23 protein-coding genes are annotated in these 19,093 nt (G+C 45.8%); 2 read left to right on the forward strand and 21 right to left on the reverse strand.

All coding sequences use genetic code 11. The features are described 5' to 3' along the window. Positions 1-3: 3 nt before the first annotated feature. Positions 4-456 carry an ACT domain-containing protein gene (locus tag AC58QO_RS21255; protein ID WP_056610603.1) on the reverse strand — a complete coding sequence of 151 codons (453 nt, stop codon included), beginning with the start codon at positions 454-456 and terminating at the stop codon, positions 4-6. Positions 457-652: 196 nt separating this feature from the next. On the opposite strand from AC58QO_RS21255, the gene AC58QO_RS21260 reads away from it, so the two are divergent. Next, positions 653-1,162: an NUDIX domain-containing protein gene (locus AC58QO_RS21260; RefSeq protein ID WP_497268991.1), complete on the forward strand. Its 510-nt coding sequence runs from the start codon at positions 653-655 to the stop codon at positions 1,160-1,162. Positions 1,163-1,219: 57 nt separating this feature from the next. On the opposite strand, the gene AC58QO_RS21265 is transcribed toward AC58QO_RS21260, so the two are convergent. The 20 genes from AC58QO_RS21265 to AC58QO_RS21360 all read right to left on the reverse strand — a co-directional run bounded on the left by AC58QO_RS21265 (position 1,220) and on the right by AC58QO_RS21360 (position 17,638). Continuing rightward, a complete protein-coding gene (locus tag AC58QO_RS21265; RefSeq protein ID WP_497268993.1) occupies positions 1,220-2,197 on the reverse strand; it encodes a C40 family peptidase in 978 nt (325 codons plus the stop codon). Between the two features lie 240 nt (positions 2,198-2,437). Next, positions 2,438-3,514, reverse strand: coding sequence for an anthranilate phosphoribosyltransferase (locus AC58QO_RS21270; protein ID WP_497268995.1), 1,077 nt, complete (start codon positions 3,512-3,514; stop codon positions 2,438-2,440). Between the two features lie 169 nt (positions 3,515-3,683). Further along, positions 3,684-4,988, reverse strand: coding sequence for a GTPase ObgE (gene obgE, locus AC58QO_RS21275; protein WP_497268997.1), 1,305 nt, complete (start codon positions 4,986-4,988; stop codon positions 3,684-3,686). A 15-nt stretch (positions 4,989-5,003) separates the two neighbouring features. Next, positions 5,004-5,759, reverse strand: a complete 756-nt coding sequence (locus AC58QO_RS21280; protein WP_497268999.1) for a Spo0B domain-containing protein — start codon at positions 5,757-5,759, stop codon at positions 5,004-5,006. Between the two features lie 193 nt (positions 5,760-5,952). Further along, on the reverse strand, positions 5,953-6,267 hold the full coding sequence (gene rpmA, locus AC58QO_RS21285) for a 50S ribosomal protein L27 (protein WP_036742986.1): 315 nt from the start codon (positions 6,265-6,267) through the stop codon (positions 5,953-5,955). 4 nt (positions 6,268-6,271) lie between these two features. Next, positions 6,272-6,625 (reverse strand): ribosomal-processing cysteine protease Prp, encoded by a 354-nt coding sequence (locus AC58QO_RS21290; protein WP_497269001.1) that lies wholly within the window; start codon positions 6,623-6,625, stop codon positions 6,272-6,274. 11 nt (positions 6,626-6,636) lie between these two features. Then, positions 6,637-6,948, reverse strand: a complete 312-nt coding sequence (gene rplU / locus AC58QO_RS21295) for a 50S ribosomal protein L21 (RefSeq protein ID WP_028555793.1) — start codon at positions 6,946-6,948, stop codon at positions 6,637-6,639. Positions 6,949-7,103: 155 nt separating this feature from the next. Next, the gene (locus AC58QO_RS21300) at positions 7,104-8,267 is read right to left on the reverse strand and encodes an Rne/Rng family ribonuclease (protein ID WP_497269003.1); all 1,164 of its coding nucleotides are present in this window, start codon (positions 8,265-8,267) and stop codon (positions 7,104-7,106) included. A gap of 23 nt (positions 8,268-8,290) precedes the next feature. Next, positions 8,291-9,166, reverse strand: a complete 876-nt coding sequence (locus AC58QO_RS21305; protein WP_497269005.1) for a M50 family metallopeptidase — start codon at positions 9,164-9,166, stop codon at positions 8,291-8,293. Continuing rightward, entirely contained in the window at positions 9,159-10,031 is an 873-nt protein-coding gene (locus AC58QO_RS21310; protein ID WP_497269007.1) for a peptidoglycan DD-metalloendopeptidase family protein, read from the reverse strand. Before AC58QO_RS21310 ends, AC58QO_RS21305 begins: the two co-directional genes overlap by 8 nt. A gap of 122 nt (positions 10,032-10,153) precedes the next feature. Beyond that, positions 10,154-11,302: an FtsW/RodA/SpoVE family cell cycle protein gene (locus tag AC58QO_RS21315; protein WP_497269009.1), complete on the reverse strand. Its 1,149-nt coding sequence runs from the start codon at positions 11,300-11,302 to the stop codon at positions 10,154-10,156. Between the two features lie 7 nt (positions 11,303-11,309). Next, positions 11,310-12,104 carry a septum site-determining protein MinD gene (gene minD / locus AC58QO_RS21320; protein WP_497269011.1) on the reverse strand — a complete coding sequence of 265 codons (795 nt, stop codon included), beginning with the start codon at positions 12,102-12,104 and terminating at the stop codon, positions 11,310-11,312. A gap of 35 nt (positions 12,105-12,139) precedes the next feature. Then, positions 12,140-12,802, reverse strand: coding sequence for a septum site-determining protein MinC (minC, locus tag AC58QO_RS21325; protein WP_497269013.1), 663 nt, complete (start codon positions 12,800-12,802; stop codon positions 12,140-12,142). Between the two features lie 72 nt (positions 12,803-12,874). Beyond that, complete coding sequence (gene mreD / locus AC58QO_RS21330; protein WP_497269014.1) at positions 12,875-13,402, reverse strand: rod shape-determining protein MreD; 528 nt, start codon at positions 13,400-13,402, stop codon at positions 12,875-12,877. 13 nt (positions 13,403-13,415) lie between these two features. Further along, positions 13,416-14,279: a rod shape-determining protein MreC gene (gene mreC / locus AC58QO_RS21335; protein ID WP_497269016.1), complete on the reverse strand. Its 864-nt coding sequence runs from the start codon at positions 14,277-14,279 to the stop codon at positions 13,416-13,418. 21 nt (positions 14,280-14,300) lie between these two features. Continuing rightward, entirely contained in the window at positions 14,301-15,335 is a 1,035-nt protein-coding gene (locus AC58QO_RS21340; RefSeq protein ID WP_497269018.1) for a rod shape-determining protein, read from the reverse strand. Positions 15,336-15,371: 36 nt separating this feature from the next. Next, positions 15,372-16,061 (reverse strand): RadC family protein, encoded by a 690-nt coding sequence (gene radC / locus AC58QO_RS21345; protein WP_497269020.1) that lies wholly within the window; start codon positions 16,059-16,061, stop codon positions 15,372-15,374. 110 nt (positions 16,062-16,171) lie between these two features. Beyond that, positions 16,172-16,621 carry an RrF2 family transcriptional regulator gene (locus tag AC58QO_RS21350; RefSeq protein WP_497269021.1) on the reverse strand — a complete coding sequence of 150 codons (450 nt, stop codon included), beginning with the start codon at positions 16,619-16,621 and terminating at the stop codon, positions 16,172-16,174. 121 nt (positions 16,622-16,742) lie between these two features. Further along, on the reverse strand, positions 16,743-17,345 hold the full coding sequence (locus AC58QO_RS21355) for a Maf family protein (protein WP_497269023.1): 603 nt from the start codon (positions 17,343-17,345) through the stop codon (positions 16,743-16,745). Positions 17,346-17,395: 50 nt separating this feature from the next. After that, on the reverse strand, positions 17,396-17,638 hold the full coding sequence (locus AC58QO_RS21360) for a DUF4321 domain-containing protein (RefSeq protein ID WP_056610348.1): 243 nt from the start codon (positions 17,636-17,638) through the stop codon (positions 17,396-17,398). A 164-nt stretch (positions 17,639-17,802) separates the two neighbouring features. Between AC58QO_RS21360 and AC58QO_RS21365 the strand changes: the two genes are divergently transcribed. Then, positions 17,803-19,041, forward strand: a complete 1,239-nt coding sequence (locus AC58QO_RS21365; protein ID WP_497269025.1) for an N-acetylmuramoyl-L-alanine amidase — start codon at positions 17,803-17,805, stop codon at positions 19,039-19,041. Positions 19,042-19,093 lie beyond the last annotated feature (52 nt).

Below are 19,093 nucleotides of genomic sequence, written 5' to 3' on the forward strand. Positions count from 1 at the left end.
ATCTTAACTGCCTTGACCGATGACCATGGCACGCTTAACTCCGTCTTGCGCCCCGAGGCGATCCACGATTTCCCGGATCTCTTCACCCATGGATGAAATTTCTAATGATATAACAACGTTCGCCATACCTTGTAATGGAATCGTTTGATGAATGGTCAATACATTGCCATCCAAATTAGCGATAAGTGCGAGTACGCGGGACAATATCCCAGACCTGTGCTCTAAATCCATTGAAATCGTAATAATTCGTTCGCGTTCCAGCTTACTTAGTGGATGAATGCCATCTTTATACTTATAGAAGGCGCTTCGGCTCAGCCCAACTTGTTCGACAGCGTCGTGAATCGTCTTCACTTCACCCCGTGCAAGCAACTCTTTGGCCTGTGCTGTCTTAAGAACACCTTCTGGAAGAATGTCCTCACGGACTAAGTAGTACCTTTCAGGTCCGATGTGCTTCATGCTAGGAAGAAACTCTTTGCTCTCCGGCACCTAACTACCGTCCTCTCCAAAAAGACTAATGTTTCTCTATAGAGGACATTATATCGAATCGTGCCTTGTGAAGCAATAGGCAAAATGCATCCAAGCATTCGCCTTTGCTGGCCATTCCCTTTCTATGATAAGCTAAAACGGAACCCAGAAGGGAGGGGTCCTCTCCATGATTACCTTACGAATGATGTCTACTGCACTTTTATGGAACAAGCATGACGAGCTCCTAATGATGAAACGTGCTTTAACCCGCACGCTCTCTCCTGGCTTATGGGCGGCTATTGGCGGTCATCTCGAACCACATGAAATTAGCCAACCAAGATCAGCCTGCTTCCGTGAAGTATGGGAAGAAACGGGCATTGAACAGGATGAAATCCAGGACTTACATCTGCAATATGTCCTCATACGGCTCAATGGCCAAGAAATACGACAGCAATTTTTCTATGTAGGCAAGACGGATGTGAATCCACGGATCGTTACGGCTGAAGGTGATTTGCATTGGATTCCCAAAGCGTCTGTCTTAGACCGTCCGATGCCCTATATTTTCCGCTGTTTACTCGAGCATTATTTCACAGTTGGCCCTACCTCGCATCCATGGATTGGCTCAGCAGGGATTGATTCAGAAACAGATAAACCTACGATTCATTGGAACCCTTTGTTGGATCCGCTGCAAATCTAAATGATTTGGAAAAGAGCAGACAACGATTTCTCGTGGTCTGCTCTTTGCGTGTCGTTCTTATAGTGCGCTTCCTCCGAAGAGAAAACGATATTCCCAGTGTCGATTCGCGATGGAATCAATGCGGACACCGCCGCTTTCTTTCGAATAGGTTGATAATATTTGACCATTGCCTAAATAAATGGCAACGTGCGTAATCGTTTGTGTAGCCTTATTTATGCCTGCATAATTGGACTGCGCTGTCCCTTTGTATGACATAAAGAACATGAGGTCGCCAACCTTGAGGTTATGCCAATCCGTGACATTGTGTCCAAGTGATTTTACAAAAGCGCCTTGGCCTCTAGAGTCGGTCGGTAATTTCAGTCCAATGCCATCCAAGAAAGCCTGATGTACAAAATCCGAACAATCAAACGTTGCCGTATTATCACGACTGGAACCATATTCATATGGCGTTCCTATGTATTTCTTTCCTGCCGCAATCACCTTTTGAATCTTTTCACTAGCTGACCCCCCTGTATTCGGAGCAGGAGATGTTACACCTGAAGTTGAAATATATGTAGGGCTTGTACTAACGTAGCCTTCACGACCATCCGAAGCTTTGACTTTATACCAATAGGCATTTACTTTCTGGAGAATTTGTACGGTTTCTCCGGCTTTCAGATAACGAATGCGAGTCGCATTCTGATCAGCTGCGGTACGAAAACTCACGCTTGCGACGATGCGCCCAGTTCCAGATGCTGGTGTAGTGGTTTGACCGTTGGCTTTTATGTACTTCGAACTCGTTGAGACATAACCGATTTGACCGTTCGTAACTTGGACTCGATACCAATAAGCATTTACTTTCTCAATAATGGAGACAGGCTCCCCAGCTTTTAAATAGCGAATGCGGGGTGAATTCTCATCAGGACTTTGGCGGAAACTCACACTGCTAACAACTTCACCAGTGGTTGCAGCAGACGCTGCTTTAGGTAATGGCACTGTAATAGCACCAAAAATAAGTGATGGGATAAGGGCAAAAGCAAGTAATTGTTTCTTCATGTTGTAGGCCTCCTAGCGTTTTGTACTTACGAATCATGATGGCACTAGTAAATGGTAACATATCCATTGATTAAGTTTTAGCTGTAACATCTACCAATTCTCCTACCCCCATAAAATAAACAGCTGCTCCGTCCTACTTGGGCGGGTGCGTTTATCTAAAAATATAGACAAATTATCGTGTTGCTATATTAAAAAAAAGACCCCCCATTCGCTGTCTAAACCAGCTTCATGGTAAGGTCTTCATCCGATTTTTGTTGAGGAATCGTCGTTATCAGCCAGATCCTGCAGCTTCAAATATTGACTCTGATCAATCCAGCGCTGCATCATTTTCAGTGCTTCTTTCCGCTGTAATAAAGCTTCAGCAAGTTGAAATCCCTCCTCGTAGCTATCTACTTTGTCAAACCATTTCAGTCGTAAGCCTGTATTGAAAATGACATGATCGCGTTCGCGTTTTACTTCCGCCGTATCCTCACCAGCAATAATTCGTTTCACCATGGTGACCTGATCTTCTTTGTCAAGTAAGGGTAAGGGTGTACTTGAGAATCCAAACTTCAGCGGGTCAACAACACGGGACTCATCCCCCCATGGCGTCACAATGCGAATCGCACTGTGCTCATATAGGGGCAAATCCTCAGAGCCATCAATCCCACTGACAATATAGGCCTGTTGAAAGCCAGATCGGATCGAAATGGGAATGAGGGACTCCATGGTTTTCCGTTGCTGTACACCGATAATTAAATTCGCGGAAAGCACAGGATTCAATACTCGCTCGATGGTATCGATGACAGTTCGAATACCAAGCTGTTCCCGGACCTGCTTCAGTCTTCCAATGGGGGGACACAACTGCTCCGTAGGGAGAAAACCGATGTGCAGTTGAAATAACATGGATTGCCAAGCCTTCACAGAAAGATGTATGGACACACCTAAGCTTTCTACGATTTCTTGTAGGGATGTCCCTTGTCGTGCAGGAAGAGCCTCTCCACCTTGCATCACTTGTGTGAATCCCACGGATGCCAGCAATAGGCTGACAGGCAGCGTGATGGGGAATCGCTTCCTACCCTCCGTTGGCCCTGTTGAATGAAGCGAGTTAGGCTGAGCATGGTAGTTCAAGGAGTAGCTGCGATACACATCGATAAAAGCCATCAACTCGTCATCTGCTTCCCCCTTCATACATAACGCCATTAAGAAAGCCGCGCATTGCGCATCTGTCGAGTCTCCTTTCGCCATTTCGTTGGCGGCTTCCACAGCCTCATCGTAGGTTAAATTCCGCATCTGCGTCTGATCTGAACCCATCGCTTGAATCCATCTCTTCATCATGCCCCCTCCTTTCTCGCTTTTTTGCATTCCTTCAATGTTATATTTACTGACATAATCGAGGTGGTATATCTAAAATGGTAATGCTTTTAAAACTACATGTCAAGTATTGTGACATTAATTCGAGCATAACAAAAAAAAGCACCTATCCTGTTAGGATAAGTGCCTTGTATTATAAATTGTTCTCGTCGAACTCGAAGTCAAAATCACCGATTTGGATCGTCTGTCCATGAACAGCGCCACGTTTACGCAACTCGTCATCAATGCCCATGTTACGCAAAATACGAGCAAAACGCGCGATCCCATCCTGCGTTGTGAAATTCGTCCGTTTGATCAATTTCTCAATCGACGGGCTTTCAATAACGAATACATCATTGTCACGACGAATCGTGAAATCATTCTCTTCGCGCTTCTCGAAGCGGTATACCTTACGCTCTTGGGTCTCAGCCACTCCTTCAACCTCTGGGGCATTCGGAATGCTTTCTACAATGTCAGAAATCTTATACAGCAACTCCTGAACACCACCGCGTGTTAATGCCGAAATCGGATAAACCTCAAATTCTTTACCGTCAGCAGCTAACTGCTCCTTGAACAGGGCCAAGTTATCCTCGGACTCCGGCATATCCATCTTGTTGGCTACAACGATTTGTGGACGTTGCTCCAGCTTCGCATTATACAGCTTGATTTCCTCATTGATTTTGATGAAATCCTCATAAGGATCACGTCCATCGGCTGCCGACATGTCTACGACATGTACAATAACACGCGTCCGTTCTACGTGACGCAGAAACTCATGACCAAGGCCAACGCCTTCATGCGCGCCTTCGATCAAGCCTGGTAGATCCGCCATGACGAAGCTGCGGCCATCTCCAACATCAACCACACCCAGGTTCGGGGTTAGCGTTGTAAAGTGATAAGCAGCAATCTTCGGTTTCGCGGCCGAAACGACAGACAATAGCGTGGATTTACCAACACTCGGGAAACCAACAAGTCCAACGTCAGCCATGACCTTCATTTCTAGGACAACCCAACGCTCGACGCCTTCTTCACCGTTCTCCGCAATCTCAGGAGCTGTTACACGTGCAGTAGCAAAACGAGTATTCCCTCTTCCGCCTCTGCCACCCTTAGCTACGACTACTTCTTGTCCATGACGAGTTAAATCCGCAATGACTTCTTGCGTATCATCATCAATAATGGTCGTTCCAGGCGGAATACGTACAACCAAATCCTCCGAGTTAGCGCCATGCATGGATTTGTTGCGGCCTTTCTCGCCGCGTTCCGCTTTGAAGTGCTTCTGATAACGGAAATCCATCAACGTCCGCAAGCCTTCATCTACCCGGAAAACGACATCTCCACCATTACCTCCGTCACCACCGGCAGGACCGCCTTCTGGAACGTACTTCTCACGACGGAAAGCAACTAACCCATCACCACCGTCGCCACCTTTAACAAAAACCTTTGCCTTATCAACAAACATTTCTACACCTCAACTTTATATATGAAACGGCAATCGTATTGTAATACCTGCTTCTTCCTCATCCCATTCATCCTGCTCAAGCGAATACTGGGAACCTTGCGATGAAAATAGTGCTAAAACCGATTGCTCAAGTTGCACCCGATTATAGGGGCCTTGATATACAAAATCAAGCAGTAAGCAATCTTCTTGGACATCAAATTCCAAGCTGAGCGTGCCGCTTTCCCCATCATCGAATGCTGTGTGTTCTTGGATGCAAGCCACCACTTGACGAACCAATCGTTCAATCAGTCCACGCTGAATCGGGAGTTGTCCAAGATTAATTTCTTGTTCGACTTCCACATTCAGCTCTAGTGTCTTCGACTGAACACGGAATTGAAGCAAGTAAGCAATGAAAGATGGGATCCCCAGCTTGGAGAGATTGCTTTCCTGCTGCATAGTCATTTTTATTTTTTCCATATAAGGCGGTAAATTATCAAATTTCTTCATTTGAATATAACCAAATAAAATTTGGGCATCATTCATCCAATCATGCCGTAAGCGATTAACAACGGCAATCAACTTAAGATGATCGTATTGTTCTTGCTCTTTCAGCTTAGAACGCCACTTTTCTTCCACTCTACTCGCTTCTAATCTCCAAGCCGTATACCCGCTTATTAGGATAATTAGTAAAAAAGCCACTCTAATGATCCACGGTTCTGTAACCAACATGCCAGTCAATCCTATGAGCACAAGTACTAATAAATAGACCTGCGCGCTGCCCAATTGCTTCATTATCCGCCCGCCCCGTTCTCCCTGCTTAATAACCGTTCATCCAGTATATCATGCTGGCTGGAAAACTTCACCAAACAAACGAGAAAACCTCTGCCCTCGACCATCCGAAATGAGTGATCACGGTTAGAGGTTTTTCCATACATTGTTGTGAGAAAAAATCCCTGGATGAACTGTCGCTCACCAGGGATTCTAATTACGCTTCTAGAGCTGCAGCTACTGGAGCTACATCAACTGGGTATACGCTCACTTTTTTGCGATCGCGGCCCAAACGCTCGAATTTCACTACGCCTTGTACCAAAGCGAAAAGTGTATCATCCGAACCGATGCCTACGTTCGTTCCTGGGTGAATTTTCGTACCGCGTTGACGGTAGAGAATGCTTCCCGCAGTAACAGTTTGACCGTCAGCACGTTTAGCGCCAAGGCGCTTAGAGTGCGAGTCACGACCGTTCTTTGTGGAACCTACCCCTTTTTTGGAAGCGAATAATTGGAGATCCAATTTCAAAAACATGGTGTTATCCTCCTTTGTGATAGATTGTTTCAATCGTTATATAATCACCGTAAGTTTGTTCAATCGTTTGTAACATAACGACCATCGATTCTATAATTAACTGTACCTGATTCCAAGTTTCCGGGATGGCACGCGCACTATCCGGGATGGTTACATCCAGCAGTCCAGGCTCCATTTCGTGAATCGGAATCACACCGGTTAAGGATTCTATCGAATTACATGTACCAACGGATATCGCTGATACCGCGGCGCAGACCAAATCTTTGCCAGGTACGTCATATTCAGCATGGCCTTCCACTACAAAAGAAAGAATTTGAGGTGAATCCGGTGCAAGACGTTCTATGGTCACGTAGATCATAGGCTTGTCTCTTACGCTTGGATTTTCTCAACTACTACTCTTGTGTACGGTTGACGATGACCTTGCTTTTTGTGATAGTTCTTTTTCGGCTTGTACTTATAAACGATGACTTTTGCGCCTTTGCCGTGTTTCTCCACTTTCGCGGAAACTGAAGCACCAGCAACCAATGGAGCACCTACTACTAGGCCATCCTCTTTGGAAACCAAGAACACACGGTCAAAAGAAACAACCTCACCCTCAGCAGCGTTCAATTTCTCGATGTAAAGAACATCGCCCTCTTGAACTTTGTACTGTTTACCACCTGTTTCAATAATTGCGTACATTTTCATTACCTCCTCATGTCTCAGACTCGCCTTGTGCAGGTGACGGAAAAGAGTGAATCCCTTCGCGTACTTCGACCTGTTTCGTGCGGTTACAGCATGCCTAAACAACACACTTCGAGTATTATATCACAGATATAAATTCATATGCAAACCTTTTATTTGCGTTTCCGAGTCATTTCCAACAAACCAAGCTTGGTCCAGCCAACAATCGTCGTCTTAGAACGATCTTTGCGCACAGCTTCCGCCATGTTAGCCATGACTTTCGCTCGATTATCTTCTGCGTGCATATCAATAAAATCGACAATAATGATGCCTCTTAGATTACGAAGCCGCAATAGTCTAGGAATTTCAACGGCTGCTTCCCGATTAATATCTGTAACGGTCTGCTCTAAATCAATAGAACCCGTGTAACGTCCCGTGTTGACATCAATCACCGTCAGCGCTTCTGTTTGATCGATGATCAAGTATCCGCCGCTAGGCAGCCAAATTTTCCGACGGAAGCTCTGATTCAACTCTTCCGTAACGCCGAAATGATCGAACATAGGTGTTCTACGATCATAGAAAGCAATGCGGCCTCGCCAACTTGGTTGCTGTTTGCGAAGTAAAGTTCTCATCTCTTCAAAGACTTTATTATTGCTCATCCATACTTCTTGAACCTCATCGGATATCACATCTCTAGCCAGCTTGGGCAGAAGATCGAGGTCCTGATAGAGCTGTGCAGGTACATGGGTCTCTTCTCGTTTAGCTTGAATGGTACTCCATACATCGCGTAAATTTTGCAAATCGTCTCGAATGGCTTCTTCGCTCTGACCTATCGCACCTGTACGAATAATGACGCCTTCACCTGGCAAAAGGTTACCTTCTGCAAGCTGCTTTAGACGCTGTCGTTCAGCTTCAATGTCAATTTTACGTGAAATCGCAATATAATCAGCATCTGGCATATAAACAATCCAACGGCCCGGAATCGAAACGTGCGTAGTCACTCTCGCCCCTTTGGTACCTTGCGGATCCTTGCTAACTTGGACCATCAGTGTTTGACCCACTTCAGCAATATCCGTAATGGAAGGCTTGATCTTCGGCTGCTTGTCCAAATGAACGGGGAGGAGATCGTCTATATAAAGAAAGGCATTCTTCGCAAGTCCAATATCGACGAATGCCGCTTGCATGCCAGGAAGTACATTAACGATGCGGCCCATGTAGATGCTGCCTGCCCGTTGAGTTTCAAGCGGATACTGCGTATCATACTCCACAAGACGACCATCCTCTAGCAATGCCGCTTGTGTAAGCTCGGGGGCGCTGTGAATTATCAGTTGCTTCATACACGTTCACCTCACCAGTTATTTTACATGAAAAGATCGGAAACTGCACTCCCCGGTTTTTTCCCATCTAAATAACCGCCGACGATTTGCTGCTCGGGCAACACCGCTTGGATGCGCCCTAGGTCGTTCACAACGTAGATCAAGTGATATTTCTCACGCATAAAAAGCTTCAAGGTATCAGCCATCGTAAGCTGTCTAGTGATGACAATCGGCTGCGCTCTCGTTCCGCGGCTCAACAGCTGCCCCACTCGGAAACCGCGCCCCATTAGAAAACGAAGAAAATGGTACGGTATTTGCCGGTAGGCATACCAATTCGACACAAGCAGAAACAAGCCAATAACGAGGATATTGATCGGAAGCTGACCTTGTATGAGCTGAATAATCGCCATAACGATGATCGAGAAGCTAATAATCATACTAATCCAAACGGAATAAAGAATCGTGTTATGGTACGACATGATATAACCTAATAACCCTTGCATCACTTTTCCGCCATCAAGCGGCATAACGGGGATCAGATTGAATAAACCAATCATGAGATTCGCTTCAATGAAGTAATCCCACCAGCTGCCACTTCCGATATCAAATGATTTCATCAACAACGCCACTAAGATCATCCATACGTGCTGCAATGGGCCTGCTAAAGCGACAATCAATTCCTCGCGTGTGGAAGTCGTTCCAAGCTCATCAACAATCAAAACACCGCCGAAGGGAAGCAGCTGCACTTCCTGAACCCGCCAACCGAACCCCTTGGCCGCGGTTAAATGTCCGAGCTCATGGATGAGTACAATGCCAAACAAGGTGATTGCCTCTAGAAAATAACCTGTGAAGGCACAACCTATCATAATCAACGTAAATAAAGGATGAAAACGGTATTTCGTCCCTGCCCATTTAATCAAAGGTGATCACACCCTCTGGGTTGATCGTCACGCCCGCTTTCATCACTGAAAAGTACAGCGTCCCTTTCGCAGGATCTTTAGCAGATGCCTTGCCAATGGGCTCTCCAACCTTCATCCAGTCCCCCACGGTGACACTTGCTTCACTAAGCCCTCCGTATAAGGACTCCAGTCCTCCCGGATGACGAATCATGATCGTTAAACCAGTATCCGCGGCTTTGCCCGAGAAAATGACCTGCCCTGTATCCATCGCATACACCGGAGCATACTCCGCTGTGTTCAAATTGACTCCCTTATGGAGAGTCCCGTCGTATCTAATCACCACATTCCCTTTCGCTGGCGCGAACAACGTGCGCTTCGAGGTACTTACGATAACAGCTTCATTTCCTGTACGATTAAAGCTAGGAATAAAGGAGGGCGAGCCTCCGAACTTATCGGTATACCAGGCGGAGAAAGCCGTAAAGTCATAAGACTTCGTAAGCGCTGCTGTAATATACTGCTTTCCTTGAATTGCCCAGGGCTTGTCTAACTGAAACATGCCATAAACAGCCGCAAATATCATACCGCTGATAAGCAGCTTGAAGGCGACCTTGCGCGGAGATGGGGGTGTGAATAACCCTTTTTCCGGATCATTATGATTTCTATCCATCATTAGCTTCTGTCTCCAGGCGAATTCTGGATCTTCCATCCGCCTTCTCCAGTCAGGATCCGCATATAGCGGCATTTCGTCGTTCTGACGTGAAGGCAAGAGGAATTCGGCCGACTGAGAGGAGAGTGACCCACCATGCCCGAGTGTTACTTCCGACGATTCTCGCAAATGGCGAAGTCGTTCTAATCGGCGTTGCTTGACTTTATCTTTTATAACCATAGAATCCCCCTCCTTATAAAGTTTCATTAATACAGACTATGTGTGTATGGACAAGATTATGTGACTATACCAACGCACAAAAAAACAAGCCGCCTCACGGCAGCTTGTTAGAAAATTAACTATTAAAATAATTCAGGGGCACGCTCTTGATGCAGCTTCACACTCATGACTAAACCAAGTGAGAGCATATTGATCAGGAGCGAAGTTCCCCCATAACTCACGAAGGGGAGCGTAATACCGGTCAACGGCATAATACCGATCATCATACCGACATTTTCAAATATTTGAAACACGAACATGGATACAACGCCAACGACGATATAAGCTCCACCCAAATGAGAACTTTGGATAGAGATCAGAATCATCCGGTAAATAAGCAAGAAATAAATAAGCAATAAAACAGCAGATCCACGAAAGCCGAACTCTTCTCCGACAACAACGAAGATCGAATCGGAATAGGCGAAGGGGATAAAATTACTATGCACGGAAGTCCCCTGCAAGAAGCCCTCTCCTTCTAAGCCGCCCGAACCAATGGCCCTCACTGCGTTACGTACCTGATAATTATCATCATCCGACACTTCTGACGGATAGAGGAACGTATCAATCCGGTCCATCCAGTGGCTGAAGCCATAGCCCTTGAGCATCTCGAACAAGGTATCATGAAAATGTTTATATAAGGTAAGTGTCAGGAAGCCTACCCCGACCACGATAAGGATACTTATCAAAACTTGCGAATATTTGATATTCCCGATCCATAGCATCCCTAGCAAAATAATGATAAAGATGATCGCATTCCCTAAATCCGGCTGAATGAGCACGAGCACGAACGGGATTAGAACGGCTATTCCTACAGGAATAATGTCATTTTTAACTAGCAGCAGGTCTCCTCCGCGTTTGGCGAGAAGTGCTGTAATGCAAATGATGAGGATCAGCTTGACGAGCTCCGCAGGTTGAAAAGTCAACCCACCGGGGAGCTCAAACCAGCCGCGTGCACCATGAATTTTTTTGCCGAAAAAATAAACAGCAATCAACGACACAATCCCAATCCCATATAAGTACGGAGCAATCCGAATAAGGACACGGTAATCAAATAAACTACAAGCAAGAAAAGCGACTAATCCTACCGCATATAAGATCAGAATTTTCGTAATACTGATATTAATCGTCGGATGATCGATAGATGAACTGTAGACCAACATCGTACTTATAACCATAAAAGCGAACAGAATGACAACGATAGGAATATCAATGTTTTTCAGCTTGGCAAACACAGAACAATCATCCTATTCCAATAAACTTTTTCATTCGTTTGACCCAACCGGTCTTATCCTCAAGCTGCATGAGTGGCACCGTATCCCCAACAATACGTCGGGCAATATTCCGATAGGCGATCGCTGCGCGCGATGAAGGATTCATCACCGTTGGTTCTCCTAAATTAGCAGCCTTGATGACATGCTCATCATCCGGCACAATCCCTAACAAATCAATCGCAAGTACCGAACAGATTTCATCGATGTCCAGCATTTCACCTTTTTTCACCATCTGAGGGCGAATGCGATTAATGACGAGCTTCGGTGAAGATATTTTCTCATTCTCCAACAAGCCAATAATCCGATCCGCATCACGTACAGCAGCATTTTCTGGTGTCGTCACGACAATCGCTTTGTCGGCGCCTGCAACCGCATTTTTGAAGCCTTGCTCGATCCCAGCCGGACAATCAATAATGACGTACTCGAAATCGTTTTTGAGTTCCAAAATAATCGCCCGCACCTGTTCCGGAGATACGGCATGTTTGTCTTTCGTTTGCGCGGCTGGCAACAAATAAAGCTCATCAAACCGCTTATCTTTAATTAAGGCCTGCGGCAATCGGCAGCGTCCTTCCGCAACGTCCACAAGATCGTAGATAATCCGATTCTCCAACCCCATAACCACATCCAGATTACGCAAACCAATATCCGTATCCACCATGCATACTTTCTTCCCAAGAAGTGCAAGTGCAGTCCCCAGATTAGCGGAAGTCGTTGTTTTACCAACGCCGCCTTTACCTGAGGTGACAACGATAGCCTCTCCCATATTCCTCACCCCAGACACAGTTTTTTTGATCAAAATCACAATTTGACAGGAGCATCCGGCCAAATCCGATGAAGCTGATGCAGCTTATCAATTTCCATTTTACCTTCTTTGACATAAGCAAATTCCATGAATGCCTCTTCGATTCCCCACTCATCGGGAGAACGGCTGATGACGCCGGCAATTCGTAATTGTGTAGGACGCATATGAGAAGCCGCGATGATCGCTTTCTCATCCCCTTCAGACCCCGCATGAGCCATGCCGCGAAGTGAACCCATTATGTAAATGTTCCCTGTGGAGGTTATAATTCCGCCCGGGTTAACATCACCTAAATAAAGTAAATCACCTTCGTTGTGAAGGGTTTGTCCGGAACGAATCATCCCTCTTAGCGTCGTCATCGAGGCCTTGGGCTCGGGTGGAGCTTCGATCTTCGGAGGTTCACTTTCGATCGATTGAATCAAGAGATTCCCCTTCTGCTTAATCACAGCTCGAATCTCTTCCTTCTGTTCATCCGTGGCCTCACGGGTACCCAATTTGACATTCACATGAATAATGGGTCCCGTTAATATTTGTTGATGCGTTTTCTCAAGCTTATGTTGCAGCTCTTGCAACAGCTCTTGCCAATCGCATGCGTCATTTAGTAAAAAAACTAGGCCATCTTTGACCCCTTTTATCATCACATGGTGCTTCGCTACAGACATAATGGCATGACGACCTCCCAACCTATACATTTCGGCCCTTGTTCTAATTTCTCCTGCTTATCGCCTGGAAAATTAATCTTCCTTCGCTGAAGTTGCGAGTCGCTTCCCTTCAAGCAGCTTGCGAATGGGAACGTAACAAATCAAGGCCACAAGTAAATTAAAGAGAACACTTGGGAGCATGTAGTGGGTGAGAGCAAAATTCAAATCAATCGCAATCAGTTTGAATAACCGGTTGATCCCATAATTGAGAAACTCAAATATTAACAATCCTAAGCTCGTGATGAGCAAGTTGTAAAAAATTAAGTTAGGCTGCTTCCGCTGCGCTAGCCCCGCCAAATACCCTACGAGCCCCATGCTGAAGGAGTATACGCCAAGCATAGCTCCGTAGTAAGTGAAATCATGTAGTAATCCAAATAGAAGTCCATAAAGTAGTGCCGCATGACGATGATGAAAAAGTCCGATAAACATAATGAATACCAAGGTTAAGTGCGGTGTTACAACAACGATCGATTGCCATGAGGCTGGCAAGAGCCATACCACTAAGCTGCCTTGAAGGATAAACAATCCGAACAGGATGAGCCATAAGACTTGTCTATTCATTTGTCGGCTCACCTCATTTCACTTCCGGAACTTCGACGACGAACACTTCACGGATCCGATTAAAGGATGCTCTCGGTTTCACCATTACCTTGTAGGTAATGCCGAATTCCCCAGGTCCGATGGATGAGATCGTTCCTACTTCTATCCCTTTAGGGAAAACCTGCCCCAAGCCTGACGTAATAATCGTATCGCCGACCTTCATGTCGTCCGCATGTTCGACCTTGTTCATCACCAGTTCACCTACTTTGGGATCATACGTTTCGATCATCCCAAATGGCTGAGTCTCGTTTCCTTTAACTGTAACGGCAATCGCTTTCGAGTTGTTATCCGTATCATTGGTCTCGGTAAGAAGCTGTACATTGGAGTGAAACCCAAATACTTTACTCACTCTTCCTACTAAGCCATCAACCGTCATGACCGCCATGTTTTCCTTAATCCCGTCTTTATCACCCAAATTAATCGTGACGGTGCTATTGTACGGGTCTGGGTCAATGGTGACGACCTCTGCAATGCGATACGTATAATTGTTAGCTTCACGCTGACGTTCTGTGAAGCCAAGCGCTTCCATGAGTCGTTTGTTTTGCGATTCAAGCTCGTTCAATCGCTGTGTATCACGCGCATACTGCGTGAGTGTCAGCTTTAATGTTTTATTTTCCTCATAAATGACTCGCAACTGTCTGATATCTTCGAAGAAACCCGCTACCTGCGCAGCGGGCTTGTACAAGAGTCCTTGCGTCCATGCAACCGAATCTTTGACAAATTTCTCAGGCCATGTCATTGGCCCTCGATTCCCAAGTGTTAGTCCCATTAAAATAAAGAAACAGACTAAACCGGACATAAGAAAAATGAGTCGTTTATTTCCCATGAATTTAAACAAATTAGCACCTTCTAACGAAAATTAACCCTTATACCTCGAACCAGATCCTGATTTGTTCTTAAATAAATGAATATTTTCTAAGGCGCGTCCCGTTCCAATTGCTACGCAATCGAGCGGATTCTCAGCAACCATAACGGGCATTCCCGTTTCTTTAGCCAGAAGACGGTCCAGATTACGGAGCAAACCGCCTCCGCCAGTCAACACAATACCGCGATCCATAATATCCGCAGATAGTTCCGGCGGGCATTTCTCAAGCGTAACCTTCACAGCATCCACAATAGCACTTACCGTGTCAGACAACGATTCTGTAATTTCGACCGAGGTTACAGTCATTGTTTTGGGTAAGCCGCTAACAAGATCACGGCCACGAATTTCGAGCGTTTCCGCCTTATCTGTATTGAGCGCTGAACCAATCTCGATCTTCAGCGTTTCCGCTGTTCGTTCACCGATCATGAGATTGTACGTACGTTTAATGTATTGAATAATGGCTTCATCCATTTCATCGCCTGCAATACGAATGGATCGGCTGGTTACGATGCCGCCAAGTGAGATAACAGCAACTTCCGTCGTACCCCCGCCAATATCCACGACCATGCTGCCTGTAGGCTCCCAAACTGGAAGATCTGCTCCAATCGCAGCTGCGAACGGCTCCTCGATTGTGTAGGCTTCTCGGGCTCCAGCTTGCTTCGTTGCATCCTCAACAGCTCGTTTTTCTACAGCTGTAATTCCAGATGGCACACAAACCATGACATTCGGGTGACGCGGAAATAACCAACGTTGCTTCTGCGCCTGGCGAATAAAGTAACGAATCATAGTTGCTGTCGTGTCGAAATCGGCAATGACGCCATCTTTCATCGGACGTACTGCACGGATATTCCCAGGTGTGCGCCCAATCATCTTCTTGGCAGACTCACCCACTGCTTCAATTGTTTTCGTATCTGTACGAAGGGCAACCACCGAAGGCTCCCTAACGATAATTCCTCTGCCTTTCACATACACCAACGTATTCGCGGTACCCAAATCAATTCCAAGATCTTTCGTAAAACCACCAAACATACAAACGGCTCCTTTCCTGTTGCGTGTTCTATTATATTACATAAAGCCTTGTTCCTTCAAACTTATAAATCTCTGATCTCCAATGATAACATGATCTAACACTTCAATACCAATTATTGCTCCAGCTTCTACTAATCGCCCTGTCAGACTAATATCTTCCGGACTTGGGGTGGGATCTCCACTTGGATGGTTATGTACACAAATGATCGAAGCACTGCTCCGTTTAATGGCAGCTCGGAACACTTCCCTAGGGTGAACAATGGAAGCATTCAAGCTGCCCATCGATAACGTTTCTTGTGCAAGGACATGATTTTTGGTATTCAGAAACAAACAGACGAAATGCTCCTTTTGTAAATACCGAAGATCCTCGCTCATTAAATTTGCGATATCTTTGGGAGAACGAATCGTGATCCGCTCCTCGTATGTGCTTTTGGCCAGCCTGCGGCCAAGCTCAATACCCGCCAGAATTTGAAGTGCCTTCGCATCACCAATACCCTTAATTTGTGTAAGCTGGTCCTTGCTCATATCGACAAGGCTGCGCAGTCCGCCGCTTTCACTTAGAATCCGGCTTGCCAAATGAATGGCTGATTCAGATATTGTTCCGGTTCTTAATAAGATTGCTAGCAACTCAGCATGACTTAAAGCCCCCGCCCCCAATTGGAGCATTCGCTCACGCGGTCTTTCTTCGATCGGAACTTCTCGCAGCATTAAGCTTGAGCTTTCCATGTTTTCCCCTCTTTCGTAATGTAGGTTGTGTTACTTATTGCTATCCCATGCATGCGGGTTATGCCCCTAAAGACAACATAAAACCCTCGGATTATAGGATCCGAGGGCTTCTAGGATGGAGATTCCGTATGCGATTTGGGACATTCTAAATTCCTTATTTGTTCAAGCATGCTGCCGATAGTATGACCTTCAAAGTAATTCTCCATTTGCTTCTCAGCATCGGTGAACACCTTACTCATCAATCGATCCATCTTGGATGAAATCATACATGGCTTGGACTCATCACCTGAGCACCAGCTTGGCTTCAGCGTACCTTGGCATGTTAATCGGTAAATCTCCCCGAGTGTGACTTCCTCAGGCTTACAACTCAAAATAAACCCGCCGCCAATGCCTTCCTTGGTAGACACATAGCCTGCTTTTCGCAGAAAACCCATGACCTTACGAATTCGTGCAGAATGCGTTGACACATTCGCTGCAATTTCTTCGCTGGTTGCCATATGATCCGGCAAGTGGGCTAACAGAACGAGGCTGTGGACGGCAATTGTAAATTCGCTGTTCATGGTAGATACCTCCCAGAAGAATGCGAAGTCATGTCGCTTACTGTCATTGTAACCGTTACAGATTGCTCAGTCAATCTCATTACCCTATTTTGGACTAGAATGGATAGGTTTGGAAATTACTTTACAGAACTTGTATATCGAAAGTAAGAAGTAACTCACTTAACAAAGAAAGCGGGAGTCCCACAACCGTGAAATAATCCCCTTCAATCCCACTAATGATCGTTGCACCGATTCCTTGAATGGCGTAAGAGCCGGCTTTATCATTCGGTTCCCCTGTAGCAATATAGCGCAAAATCTGCTCGTCAGACATCGGCTTCATCCGCACGTGGGTCATGCTATGTGAGACAACTTGTCGACCCGTTGCTGCGTCCACACAGGCCACACCGCTATATACCTGATGCGTATTACCCTGGAGTCCTTTCAGCATCCGGAAGGCGTCTTGTTCATCAACCGGTTTGCCAAGGACTTCCCCGTCCAGCACGACAACTGTATCCGAGCCAATGATAATTCCGTGTTTATCTTGCTCTTCTAACATTTCTCGAACTGTAGATGCTTTGCGCAAAGAGAGCAGCTCAACGAGCTCCGAGGGGGTTATTTTTTGTTCGACGGTCTCATCCGCGTCACTCACCCGAATAATATAGGGTAGTCCGAACGATTGGATGAGCTCCTGCCTCCGCGGCGACGATGAAGCAAGAATAAGTCGTTGTTGTTCTGTGGTTTTCACTATCAACAGCTCCTAACTAATAATTCTAAGGTTTGAAGTTCATAAACGTACTAAAGTTTCCGATAAAGGAGATAGGCTCCTACTAATCCAATAATGCTGCATAGGTTTAGCTTCACCAAAAGATGAAATTCGTATTTCACAACTTGCAAATCCGCTTTAGGCTCCCATGAAATTTGTACTGATTTGGTTAGAAATGCGAGAGCAGGAACGGGCGCCAGCAGCTGGCCGATAATAATCCCAGTAATTAACCCGACGATTAGAAAAATGATTAATGTGAACGTGCTTTTTTTCATTCCTGTCATCCTCCCTATGTATGTACAAGCCTATTATAAGGGGAATCACCTCTTTTTTCCATGAAAAATAAGCAGCTGCGTCGTTTATGTAATCAATGGCGATTCTTTCCTGCTTACAGCATAGACCAATCCTAGTAAGATAGTTACCGGAGGTAATTTCAACTATGACTCTACTCAAAAGACTCATTCTATTCACTTTATTACTTACAATCGCGTTCCCCTATCATGCATTTGCTTACAAGGTTGTGCTAGATCCCGGGCATGGCGGAAGTGATCCTGGCGCAATTGGTGTTGGCGGACTCCGTGAAACAGATGTCAATTTGGACATCACGCTAAAGGTACGGCAAGCGCTGCTTGATCGGGGCTATGAGGTCATCTTAACGCGTACCAATGACACTTTCTTGTCACTCGCTCAGCGAGTAGAATTCGCGAACGAACAGCAAGCTGATTTGTTCGTATCCATTCACGCCAATGCGCATTCGAGCAGCAAAGCCAATGGCACCATGGTGCTCTACTATGACAACGCCTACCCGCAAGAAGATTATCCAGCGAGCAGCACAATGACCAAATTAACGCCTTACAGCAAAGATTTGGCTCAGCATGTACAAGACGCTTTGCTTGCTCAATCCGGAACCAAAGACTTAGGTCTGACACCGAGCGCAGTTTATGTGGCCCGAATGGGAACAATTCCAAGCATTCTAGTAGAGACCGCTTTTCTCACGAATAAAAGTGATGCAGCCTTGCTAGCTAGCGATGCTATGCGTTCCAAAATGGCGATCGGAATCGCCAATGGAATAAGTGCTTATGAACCGCCTCTCTTTACGGATGTGCTGGCTCATTGGTCTAGACCTGCCGTTCTACGCATGAAAAACAAAAATATAATCGAAGGCGTCGGGAATAACTATGAGCCTAATCGCGCGTTAACGAGAGCAGAATTCCTTACGCTGATGGATCGCGTATTCTCGTTCGACAAACTACCGGCCGCTTGTTCCTCCACCGGAAGTGTCACTACTAACGTTTATGGATGCGGGACTGGACCTGCTGCGAAAAGCTACTCTGATTTACCTGCTTCACATTGGGCTAATGCTGTTTTCACCAAAGCAGGGAAGTTAAACCTCCTTCAAGGCTACGCAGACGGAACAATTCGTCCCAATCAGGCGATTACGCGCGGGGAAGTTGCTTATTTATTCAATCAACTTCTGCAGATGATTTCGCCAACCAAGCAATCAACAGATCAATCAGCATTCGATGATGTACCCAAATCGCTTTGGAGTGCTTCAGCGATTAACACGTTGAAAGAGAAAGGCATCATTAATGGCATAACGGACACCTCTTTTATGCCGGATCAAACGATGACAAGGGCTGAAATTGCTGCCCTGCTTGATCGATACGTTACCAAATGAGAAAAAGCCGTGTATCTTAACTCTCACAAAGAGTTCAGCTACACGGCTTTTC

This window comes from Paenibacillus sp. J31R30, assembly GCF_059692115.1.

What these genes read in the sequence shown, in the direction of transcription:
- AC58QO_RS21255 (WP_056610603.1), bottom strand. Translation starts at nt 456, where the DNA reads ATGAAGCACATCGGACCTGAAAGGTACTACTTAGTCCGTGAGGACATT.
- AC58QO_RS21260 (WP_497268991.1), top strand. Translation starts at nt 653, where the DNA reads ATGATTACCTTACGAATGATGTCTACTGCACTTTTATGGAACAAGCAT.
- AC58QO_RS21265 (WP_497268993.1), bottom strand. Translation starts at nt 2,197, where the DNA reads ATGAAGAAACAATTACTTGCTTTTGCCCTTATCCCATCACTTATTTTT.
- AC58QO_RS21270 (WP_497268995.1), bottom strand. Translation starts at nt 3,514, where the DNA reads ATGATGAAGAGATGGATTCAAGCGATGGGTTCAGATCAGACGCAGATG.
- obgE (WP_497268997.1), bottom strand. Translation starts at nt 4,988, where the DNA reads ATGTTTGTTGATAAGGCAAAGGTTTTTGTTAAAGGTGGCGACGGTGGT.
- AC58QO_RS21280 (WP_497268999.1), bottom strand. Translation starts at nt 5,759, where the DNA reads ATGAAGCAATTGGGCAGCGCGCAGGTCTATTTATTAGTACTTGTGCTC.
- rpmA (WP_036742986.1), bottom strand. Translation starts at nt 6,267, where the DNA reads ATGTTTTTGAAATTGGATCTCCAATTATTCGCTTCCAAAAAAGGGGTA.
- AC58QO_RS21290 (WP_497269001.1), bottom strand. Translation starts at nt 6,625, where the DNA reads ATGATCTACGTGACCATAGAACGTCTTGCACCGGATTCACCTCAAATT.
- rplU (WP_028555793.1), bottom strand. Translation starts at nt 6,948, where the DNA reads ATGTACGCAATTATTGAAACAGGTGGTAAACAGTACAAAGTTCAAGAG.
- AC58QO_RS21300 (WP_497269003.1), bottom strand. Translation starts at nt 8,267, where the DNA reads ATGAAGCAACTGATAATTCACAGCGCCCCCGAGCTTACACAAGCGGCA.
- AC58QO_RS21310 (WP_497269007.1), bottom strand. Translation starts at nt 10,031, where the DNA reads ATGGTTATAAAAGATAAAGTCAAGCAACGCCGATTAGAACGACTTCGC.
- minD (WP_497269011.1), bottom strand. Translation starts at nt 12,104, where the DNA reads ATGGGAGAGGCTATCGTTGTCACCTCAGGTAAAGGCGGCGTTGGTAAA.
- minC (WP_497269013.1), bottom strand. Translation starts at nt 12,802, where the DNA reads ATGTCTGTAGCGAAGCACCATGTGATGATAAAAGGGGTCAAAGATGGC.
- mreD (WP_497269014.1), bottom strand. Translation starts at nt 13,402, where the DNA reads ATGAATAGACAAGTCTTATGGCTCATCCTGTTCGGATTGTTTATCCTT.
- AC58QO_RS21340 (WP_497269018.1), bottom strand. Translation starts at nt 15,335, where the DNA reads ATGTTTGGTGGTTTTACGAAAGATCTTGGAATTGATTTGGGTACCGCG.
- radC (WP_497269020.1), bottom strand. Translation starts at nt 16,061, where the DNA reads ATGGAAAGCTCAAGCTTAATGCTGCGAGAAGTTCCGATCGAAGAAAGA.
- AC58QO_RS21350 (WP_497269021.1), bottom strand. Translation starts at nt 16,621, where the DNA reads ATGAACAGCGAATTTACAATTGCCGTCCACAGCCTCGTTCTGTTAGCC.
- AC58QO_RS21360 (WP_056610348.1), bottom strand. Translation starts at nt 17,638, where the DNA reads ATGAAAAAAAGCACGTTCACATTAATCATTTTTCTAATCGTCGGGTTA.
- AC58QO_RS21365 (WP_497269025.1), top strand. Translation starts at nt 17,803, where the DNA reads ATGACTCTACTCAAAAGACTCATTCTATTCACTTTATTACTTACAATC.